Here is a 9,406-nt window from a genome sequence, read left to right on the forward strand (position 1 = left end):
CCGGTGCCCGGAAGGGCATGCCGGATGGCCCGTGTGTCCCGGGCCGCTGCAGGACGCCGGGGATGGGAACATCCTCGCCGGGACAGCAGGATTTACCGGAAGCAAGGGATCAGGTTCTCCTCCTTTCCCCTCTTCCTTGCTTCCGGAGCAGCAGCTGTGGGAGGCTGCCGCATACAGGGGACGGGTGCCGTGGATCCCGTCCCCTATCTTTCACCTGCCGGGGGGCAGGTAATGGAAGGCCACCCGCCGTTGCGGGTGGCCTTTTGCGTCATGCCGTGGGGCCGTCCCCGTCCGCATCCTGTGCGGGGGCGCTACCGTCCAGTGTCAGGGGCGGTTTGAATTCGTCCATGAAGATCTTCCAGACCGTCACGAAAAGTACGGCCAGCATGGGGCCCGTCACGAAGCCGTCCATACCGAAGAGCGAGAACCCGCCCAGCGTGGAGAGCAGGACCATGAAGTCCGGCAGCTTGGTATCGCGTCCCACCAGGACGGGGCGGAGGATGTTGTCCGCCAGACCGATGACGAAGACCCCGTAGGCCAGCAGCACCACACCGGACACATAATCGCCTGTGAGCAGCAGATATCCGGCCACCGGCGCCCAGACCACGCCCGCGCCCACCACCGGGATGAGCGAGAGCAGGGTCATCACTACGCCCCAAAGCACCGGGGCCTTGATGCCCAGTATCCAGAAGATGAGGCCGCCCAGCGCGCCCTGGGCCATGGCCACCAGCAGGCTGCCCTTGACCGTGGCCCGCAGCACTTCGGCGAACTTGGCGAAGAGCAGGTCCTCGCGGTGGTCGCCAAAGGGCAGGGCCCGGATGAGCAGCACGCGCAGCTGCTTGCCGTCGCGCACCAGGAAGAAGGCCAGATAGAGCATGATGCAGAGGTCCACGAGGAAGTTCACCGTACTGCCGCCCAGGGCCACGGTGTTGCGCGCCACCAGCCCGCTGACCTTGACCGCCAGCTCGGAAAGTTTCTGGGTGATGACCTCAGGGCCGTAGCCGTAGCGGGTGAGCCAGTCCTGCACGCCGGGCGCCACCTCGCGCAGCTTTTCCAGCGTCTCGCGGATGTCATGCCCGCCGGACGTCAGACGGCCGTAGAGGTTGGCCACCTCATTGATGAACGTATAAAAAATGTACGCGCAGGGCACGATGATGAGCACCAGACTCAGGAGCACGCAGGTCAGCGCCGCCAGGTTGCGGCCCATGCTGCGGCGTTGCAGGGCATCGTAGACGGGAGTGGAGAGCAGGGCGATGACGATGCCCCAGAAGATGACATCGAAGAAGGGGCGCAGCATCCAGAGGAAGGCCAGCGAGACGCCGGCCAGCAGCAGGAGGAAGGCGCGATCTTCGAAACGGTTGTTGCATTCGAGCATGGGGACTCCTTGCCGGGCTGCGCGCGGCTTCAGTGGGGGAATCTTTCCGATACCGCAAAAGCCGGGGGCAGGCAAATAGGCTCCCGTTCCGGTGACGGTCCCCGGCGGTAGGTATCGGACAAAAGCCCGCTGCATATTGCCGTCCAGCCTCGCCGCACCTTGAGGTACCGCACGTTGGGCGACGGCAGCCCCCCCCTGTCTTCCCGTCAGGTGCGGCAGACACGGCCCGCTGAGGCCGGGAAGGGGGCAGTCATGGGGCTTACCCTGCATTCCGTCCAACGCGGTCGTCCTGTTCATGGAGCGTGTCTTCTCCTGCCGGGCAGGCCGCCTTGCAAAGGGCCGTCCCGTGCCGTCCTGCGGGGGCGCCATGGTAAAAGTGCTTTGAGATAGCGACGTTTTTTGCTATGATGAAAAGAGCGCGTCCGAATGCCTGCTGTTCGGTATCGGACGATCCATGAAAGCAACAGCCGGCGTGGCCGGCTTCAACCAAGGCGGAACATATGGCTGAACTCAAGTACAAGCGCGTGCTGCTCAAGCTGAGCGGCGAGGCCCTGGCCGGAGAGCAGAAAACCGGTATCGACCCCGAAACCGTGGGCACCATCTGCAAGGAGATCGGCGGATTGCTCGACATGGGCGTGGAACTTGCCCTGGTCATCGGCGGCGGCAATATCTTCCGCGGCCTTTCCGGTTCCGCCAAGGGCATGGAACGTTCCTCCGCCGACTACATGGGCATGCTGGCCACGGTGCTCAATGCCCTGGCCGTGCAGGACATGCTGGAAAAATTCGGCTATCCCACCCGCGTGCTGTCCGCCATCGACATGCAGGAAGTCTGCGAGCCCTTCATCCGTCGCCGCGCCATGCGCCATCTGGAAAAGGGCCGTGTGGTCATCTGCGCCGCCGGTACCGGCAACCCCTATTTCACCACCGACACCACCGCTGCCCTGCGCGGCATGGAACTGCAGTGCGATGCCATCATCAAGGCCACCAAGGTGGACGGTATCTACGACAAGGACCCCGCCAAGTTCCCCGATGCCGTCAAGTACGACAGCCTGAGCTATGACGAGACCCTGTCCCGCCATCTGGGCGTCATGGACGCCGCGGCCTTTGCCCTGGTGCGCGACAACAACGTGCCCATCATCGTCTGCCGCATGCTGGGCGGCGACATCCGCCGTGCCATCCTGGGCGAGCAGGTGGGCACCATCGTGCACGACTGCTAGTCACGATCTTTCCGAACTCTACAGTCTGTAAGGAGATTTTATGGATATCGATACCATCCTTCTGGATACCGAAGACCGCATGGAAAAAGCCATGGCCGCTCTGGAACGCGACTTCCAGAAACTGCGCACCGGCCGCGCCACCACCGCCCTGGTGGACGGTATCAAGGCCGATTACTACGGCACCCCCACCCCCATCTCCCAGATGGCTTCCGTGGCCGTGCCCGACAGCCGCACCATCACCATCCAGCCCTGGGACAAGGGCGGCATCTCCGTGGTGGAGAAGGCCATCCTCAAGTCCGACCTGGGCCTGACCCCGGTCAATGACGGCCGCATCATCCGCATCAACATCCCGCCGCTGACCGAAGAGCGCCGCAAGGAGCTCGTCAAGGTGGCCCGCAAGTACACCGAAGACGCCAAGGTGGCCGTGCGCAACGTGCGTCGTGATGCCAACGACTCCCTGAAGAAGCTGGAGAAGGAAAAGGCCATCACCGAAGACGAACAGAAGAAGGCCGAGGCCGAAGTGCAGAAGCTGACCGACAAGTTCGTGGCTGATGCCGACAAGCGCAGCCAGGCCAAAGAAAAGGAAATCATGGACATCTAGTGTCCGCCTTCCGGGAGCGGCATTGCCGCTCCCGGACGTTTTCCGCAGCCCGGCCAGCCCCAGGGGCACCGGGCCATGTTTTTTTCGGCACGGTCATGTTTTCCGGGCCTGTCGTCCCCGGTTCAGAGAGGTACCATGAGCGAAACGCTTACCCATCTTCCCGTACACCTGGCCATCATCATGGACGGCAACGGCCGCTGGGCCCAGGCCCGCGGTCTGCCGCGCGAGGCGGGGCACCGTGCCGGTGCCGAGACCGTGCGCACCATCGTAACCGAATGCCGTCGTCTGGGCATCCGCTACCTGACCCTGTACACCTTTTCCAGCGAGAACTGGTCGCGGCCCAAGACCGAAGTCTCGGCCCTGTTCTCCCTGCTGCTGGAATTTTTGGGCCAGGAAGTGCCCCGCATGGAGCGCGAGGGCATCCGCCTGAACATCCTGGGCGACATGGAGGCCCTGCCCCTGGCCGCCCGCACGGCTCTACGCCACGGCCTGCGCCGCACGGCGGCCAATACGGACATGGTGCTCAACCTGGCCCTCAACTACGGCGGCCGCGCCGAGCTGGTGCGCGCCGTGCGCAGCATGATGGCCGAGGGCCTGCGTCCCGAGGACGTCACCGAACAGAGCCTGGCCGACCATCTGTACACCGCCGGGCAGCCCGACCCCGATTTCCTCATCCGCACCAGCGGAGAACAGCGCCTGAGCAATTATCTGCTCTACCAGTGCGCTTACAGCGAATTTTACTTCACCCCCACGCCCTGGCCCGACTTCGGCGTGGAGGCCCTGCACGAGGCCCTGGCCGTCTACGCCGGACGCTCGCGCCGATTCGGGAAAACCCAGGAGCAAATCAATGGCCGTTGATCACGCCACCGACATCCGCCGCACCATCACCGGCCTCGTTCTGGCCGCCATCGTCGTTCTTGCCCTCGTCCTGCGGGGCTGGGTGCTGCTTGCCCTCATCCTGCTGGTGGCGGCGCTGGGCCTGTGGGAGTTCTTCTCCCTGTTCTGGGGCAACAAGCGCATCCCCAGCCGTATCTGCGCTATCGCTCTGGGCTGGGGCATGCTGACGCTGACCTGGGCCCACCGCACGCAGGACGCCCTGGTCTGCCTGGGCGCGGGCTTCGTGCTGGCTGCCATGAGCTTCCTGTTCCGCTGGAATGAGGTGGAAGAGGAAGGCGTGCCCGCTTTTGCCTCCAGCGGCATCTTCATGGCCGGTCTGGCCTACATCCCGCTGCTGTTGCTGCCCGCCACCTATCTTTCCACCACCAAGCTCATCTTCGTGCTGGCGGCCGTGGCCGTTTCCGATACGTCCGCCTATTTCGTGGGCACCCGCTTCGGGCACCACAAGCTTTGGCCCCGCGTGAGCCCCAACAAGAGCTCCGAAGGCGCGGTGGGCAGTCTGGTGGGCTGCGTCATCTTCTGCACCATCTACGGCGCCTGCCTGGGCAGCGCCAGCTGGTGGGCCTTCGCCCTGCTGGGGATCGCCATCAATGCCTTTGCCCAGCTGGGCGACCTGTTCGAATCCGCCCTCAAGCGCGCGGTGCATGTGAAGGACTCCAGCAACCTGCTGCCCGGCCATGGCGGCATCCTGGACCGTGCGGACAGCATCCTGTTCGCCATGCCCATGTTCGCCGTCGTGGACCAGTGGTTCTTCTTCTTTTAGCCGTCATGCCGCCGGCAGCTGATGGAACCATCGGCTGCCCGTGCTGAGCCCGATTTTGCAAAGGGGCCGGTCTTCTTCTGGAGGACCGGCCCCTTTGGCGTTTTTAGAAGGACGCTGGCGGGGAATAGATCCGCTTGCGTTCTGTGAAACAGCCGTCGGATGACAGCCATTGCCCGGCATCCGGGCTGGGGCAAGCGCGGTCCCGGCCCTCCCTTCCCCCGCAAACACGCTTGCATCCCATTCCTTCCTCCCTCCGGCCCGCTCTCGACGCGGCAAGGGATTTTTGGCATGCTGTGGACGATTTTGTCCCGGAGACAAAGGAGAAACACATGTCAGATCTGTGGCCCGGGCTGAACGGCCCTGCGATTCGGTATATTTCGGAAGCGCCTTCCGAGGCGTGGCGGCGCGGCGTGCGCCAGCTTGTCCTTTTGGGCTCCACCGGTTCCATCGGCGGCAACACATTGGCGGCCATCCGTTCGCGGCGGCGTGAATGCGTGGTGCTGGGCCTTTCCTGCGCGCGCAACATCAAGACCCTGGCCGAGCAGGCTCAGGAATTCCGTCCTCCGTATCTGGCCGTGCTGGACGAGGCTTCGGCCGCGGGCCTGCGCAAGCTGCTGCCCACGGGCTACACCCCCGAGATCCTGGTGGGCAGCGAAGGCTATGCCCGTCTGGCGGCCCTGCCCGAAGCGGACACCGTGCTTTCGGCGCAGGTGGGCGCGGCGGGCCTGGCCGGGACGCTGGCGGCCGCGCTGGCGGGCAAGGTCATCTGCCTGGCCAACAAGGAATCGCTGGTGCTGGCCGGTGACATGCTGCGTCAGGTCTGCGCCCGCACCCATGCCAGTATCCTGCCGGTGGACTCCGAGCACAACGCCATCTTTCAGTGCCTGGCCGGACGTGGACAGGAGGTGGACCGCCTGCTGCTGACGGCCTCCGGCGGCCCGTTCCGCGGCCGCAGCCGCGAGGAGCTGCGCAACGTGACCCGCGCGCAGGCCCTGGATCATCCCAACTGGAAGATGGGCGCCAAGATCAGCATCGACTCGGCCACCATGATGAACAAGGCCCTGGAAGTGGTGGAAGCCTTCCACCTGTACGGCGTGCCGTTGGAAAAGATCACGGTGCTGGTGCATCCGCAGTCGCTGGTGCACTCGCTGGTGCAGTTCACGGACGGCAGCCAGCTGGCGCAGCTGGGCACGCCGGACATGCGCATCCCCATTGCGGCTTGCCTGTTCTGGCCCCGCTGCGTGGATACGGGCGTGCCGCCGCTGGATCTGGTCAAGGCCGGCACCCTGCAGTTCTTCGCCCCTGACGACGAGGCTTTCCCGGCCCTGAAGCTGGCGCGCCGCGCCCTGCGGGAACGCGGCGGCATGTCGGTGGTGATGAACGCCGCCAACGAGGCCGCCGTGGAGCTGTTCCTGTCCGGCAAGTGCGCCTTTGCCGATATCGCGGAGCTGGTCTCGGCCGCCATGGATGCCCATGCCGCCGGCGAGCCGGGGCACGAACCGTTCTGCCCGCCGCTGTCCTGTAGCGGCGATGACAGTCTTGCCCTTGAACGGGAAGTGACTATCTTGACAGAGCGCATGTCGCGCCTTGACCTGAAAACACGCGAGCTGGTGAAACAGCTGGCCCGCGCCGGAGTTGACGAGTGCTGACGACCATCGTTGCCGCCATCATTGTCCTTGGCGGCCTGATCTTTTTCCATGAACTGGGACATTTTGCCGTGGCCCGCTGGCTGGGCATGGGCGTGTCCACCTTTTCCCTGGGCTTTGGCCCCAAACTGCTCAAATACCGCCACGGCAAGACGGAATACGCCCTGTCGCTGGTACCTCTGGGCGGCTATGTGGCCCTGGTGGGCGAGAACGACGAGAACGACATCCCCAGCGGCTTCACCCGGGAGGAATGCTTTTCCCTGCGGCCCGCGTGGCAGCGCTTCCTTGTGATCGCGGCCGGGCCCTTCGCCAACATCCTGCTGGCCTGCATCCTGTGCTGGGTGGTGGCCTGGGGCTGGGGCAATGCCGTCATGCTGCCGCAGGTGGGCGCCGTCATGCCCCAGAGCGCGGCGGCACAGGCCGGTCTGCAAAAGGGCGACCTGATCCTGAGCATCGACGGCCGTCCCCTCAATTCGTGGGACGAGATATCCCCGACCGTGGCCGAGGCCAACGGCCGTCCCCTGACCCTGACCGTGGCCCGGCAGCCCGCCGAGGGCATGACCCAGGGCACGGAACTGGAACTGACCCTGACGCCGAAGTGGAGCACGCGCAAGACCATCTTTGGCGAGGATGAGAAAGCTTGGCTCATCGGCATCGGGCCGCTGGGCTCGGTGCGCGTGGAAGAACTGGGCTTTTCCGAGGCGTTGAAGACGGGCCTTGTCCAGACCTGGCGTCTGGTGGACCTGACCTGGCAGAGCTTCGTCAAGCTGGCCCAGCGCGTGGTGCCCGCCGATCAGGTGGGCGGCCCCATCATGATCGCCCAGATGGTGGGCCAGCAGGCGGAGCAGGGCCTTGTGGGCGTGCTCGGCCTGGCGGCGCTCATCAGCATCAACCTGGCCATCCTCAATCTGCTGCCCGTGCCCGTGCTGGACGGCGGCCAGATGCTCTTTTGCCTCATCGAGATGATCTTCCGCCGCCCCGTGCCGCAGAAGATCCAGGAATGGGGCATGCGCGTGGGCATGGCCCTGCTGCTGAGCCTGATGATCTTTGCCACCTTCAACGACGTGACACGCATCATCAATACGCCGGACGAGGCCCCGGCCGTGGAAAAGACGGCCCCCTAGCGTCCGGCGGGAGAAATAGATATGGCGACACACGCTGTCCCGGGAACGGGACTGGAGCTGATACTCAACGCCGCTGAAGGCGTGCTGCAGATCGTGGTCACGGAGGATGAGGCCATCCTTTGTGCACAGGAATGGTACCGCAGCGAGCGGGCCACGGAGATCCTGGCCCCGGCGCTGGCCGAGCTGGCCACGTCACTGGGCATCCGGTGGAGCGATCTGCGCCGCATCGCCTGCGTGCGCGGGCCGGGCTCCTTTACGGGCATCCGCCTGACCCTGGCCACGGCCGCGGCTCTGCGCCGTTGCGGCCGGGCGCAGCTGGCGGGGCTGGACTACATGCAGGCCCTGGCCACCACGGCCGTCATGCGGCGCGGCATGCTCTACGGCGGCCACATCTGGGTCCTGACCCATGCCCGCCGCAACCTCGTCCACTGTCAGCCCTTCATCAGCTACGGGCCCGAGATCCCGGCCCAGCCCCTGCAGGGGGTGAGCCTGTGCACGCCGGCCGAGGCCGTGGCGGCCATCACTGCCGATACGGCGGACGCCACGCTGGTCTGCGGTACGGGCCTGCGGCGCAATGCGGATGCCTGCGCACCGCTGGAAACCCTGCCTGCCGTGACCTGCCTGCCCGCCTGCATCCATGCCTCCACCGAGGCCCTGTGTTTGCTGGCACGGCATGGTGACTACGCTTCTGAGGACATCGAGCCGCTCTATGTGCGTCCCTGCGATGCCGTGGACAACCTGCCCGATCTGGCCCGTCGCCAGGGCCGGGACAGCGATGCCGCCACCGCCGAGCTGGAGCGCCTGCTGCATCTGGCCCCGGGCAGCGAGATCTGATGTTGTAATGTGATGGGCGTGTTTGGAGGAAGGAAAACTTTTCTCCAGACACGCCCATCGTGTTTTTATGCGGGCGTGCCTGCGCCCCGGAGCTCTTCACAGCGACGTCCTTTTCCAAGGAGGAACGCGCATGTCTGATGAACATATCCTTGAGGGCAGCGATGCCGCTGAACGGCCCCTGCTCAGTTATCGCCAGTCCTGGCTGGCCTGGGCCGGGCCGGTGCTGATGCTGCTGGTCTGCGTGGCCCTGTGCGTGGCCGGACAGCGCTATATGCCGGAATTTTTCTGGATCTTCGCGGGCGTGGGCGCCCTGCTGGTGCTGTGCATGGTCTACAGGATACTGCTGGTGCGCAGCGTGCACCTGTATGCCGACAGCAAGGGCGTCTGGTTGTACCGGGGCATCCTGCCCTGGAACCGGGGCGCCGTGGGCGTCAAATGGCGGGATATGGAAGATGCGGCTTTCACCTCGGGTTTCAGCAGCTGGCTGTTCAACAGCTACACCGTACGGGTGGGCAACCGTTTTTCGCAGCAAAGCGAGATTCTGGTGCACAACATCGCCAACGGGCGCGAAGCCGTGAACCAGCTCAACGAGCTGCAGGGACGTTTTTGCGGTCGTGCCGCCCGGCATGACGATTAAAGCCTGCCCCGTCTGAACCGGGGAAAGAGATGCGAGAGGGGGAGGGGCGTTTTTTGGTAAAAACTGTCCCTCCCCTTCTTGCGCTCTTCCCCACCCCGAAAAAATTTTTTTCTGGTCTGTATGGCGGGCATGGTGTCGCAAGGTTGGATCGGCCCGGCGCAAGGCTCACGCTTCGTCCATATATTCCTCTGGATGGCATAAAAACGCCCCGTATCGTTTTGATACGGGGCGTTTCTGTGCTGCCGGGGGACAGAACGCCCGGCACGGTTTCGGCGTCTCTGATGACCGTCAGGGGCCATAATAAAAGTTTTA

At 64.8% G+C, this 9,406-nt stretch carries 9 protein-coding genes; 8 read left to right on the forward strand and 1 reads right to left on the reverse strand.

Going from position 1 to position 9,406, the window contains the following annotated elements; translation table 11 throughout:
• Positions 1 to 268 precede the first annotated feature (268 nt).
• Complete coding sequence (locus ACQRBR_RS11425; RefSeq protein ID WP_427813011.1) at positions 269 to 1,375, reverse strand: AI-2E family transporter; 1,107 nt, start codon at positions 1,373 to 1,375, stop codon at positions 269 to 271.
• A 500-nt stretch (positions 1,376 to 1,875) separates the two neighbouring features.
• Between ACQRBR_RS11425 and pyrH the strand changes: the two genes are divergently transcribed.
• The 8 genes from pyrH to ACQRBR_RS11465 all read left to right on the forward strand — a co-directional run bounded on the left by pyrH (position 1,876) and on the right by ACQRBR_RS11465 (position 9,094).
• Positions 1,876 to 2,592, forward strand: a complete 717-nt coding sequence (pyrH, locus tag ACQRBR_RS11430) for a UMP kinase (RefSeq protein WP_006007843.1) — start codon at positions 1,876 to 1,878, stop codon at positions 2,590 to 2,592.
• A gap of 40 nt (positions 2,593 to 2,632) precedes the next feature.
• A complete protein-coding gene (gene frr / locus ACQRBR_RS11435) occupies positions 2,633 to 3,193 on the forward strand; it encodes a ribosome recycling factor (protein ID WP_006007844.1) in 561 nt (186 codons plus the stop codon).
• Between the two features lie 135 nt (positions 3,194 to 3,328).
• Complete coding sequence (locus tag ACQRBR_RS11440) at positions 3,329 to 4,051, forward strand: isoprenyl transferase (RefSeq protein ID WP_427813012.1); 723 nt, start codon at positions 3,329 to 3,331, stop codon at positions 4,049 to 4,051.
• The gene (locus tag ACQRBR_RS11445; protein ID WP_303879303.1) at positions 4,041 to 4,853 is read left to right on the forward strand and encodes a phosphatidate cytidylyltransferase; all 813 of its coding nucleotides are present in this window, start codon (positions 4,041 to 4,043) and stop codon (positions 4,851 to 4,853) included. Before ACQRBR_RS11440 ends, ACQRBR_RS11445 begins: the two co-directional genes overlap by 11 nt.
• 329 nt (positions 4,854 to 5,182) lie before the next feature.
• Positions 5,183 to 6,502 (forward strand): 1-deoxy-D-xylulose-5-phosphate reductoisomerase, encoded by a 1,320-nt coding sequence (gene dxr / locus ACQRBR_RS11450; protein ID WP_278337902.1) that lies wholly within the window; start codon positions 5,183 to 5,185, stop codon positions 6,500 to 6,502.
• Positions 6,496 to 7,623, forward strand: a complete 1,128-nt coding sequence (gene rseP / locus ACQRBR_RS11455; protein ID WP_427813013.1) for an RIP metalloprotease RseP — start codon at positions 6,496 to 6,498, stop codon at positions 7,621 to 7,623. The genes dxr and rseP overlap by 7 nt, the downstream gene beginning before the upstream one ends.
• A 21-nt stretch (positions 7,624 to 7,644) precedes the next feature.
• Positions 7,645 to 8,457, forward strand: coding sequence for a tRNA (adenosine(37)-N6)-threonylcarbamoyltransferase complex dimerization subunit type 1 TsaB (tsaB, locus tag ACQRBR_RS11460; protein ID WP_427813014.1), 813 nt, complete (start codon positions 7,645 to 7,647; stop codon positions 8,455 to 8,457).
• Positions 8,458 to 8,587: 130 nt separating this feature from the next.
• On the forward strand, positions 8,588 to 9,094 hold the full coding sequence (locus ACQRBR_RS11465) for a hypothetical protein (protein WP_303879286.1): 507 nt from the start codon (positions 8,588 to 8,590) through the stop codon (positions 9,092 to 9,094).
• Positions 9,095 to 9,406: the final 312 nt, after the last annotated feature.

Origin of the sequence: Desulfovibrio sp. SGI.133, from assembly GCF_050313955.1 — a bacterium.
Classification (GTDB): Bacteria; Desulfobacterota; Desulfovibrionia; order Desulfovibrionales; family Desulfovibrionaceae; genus Desulfovibrio.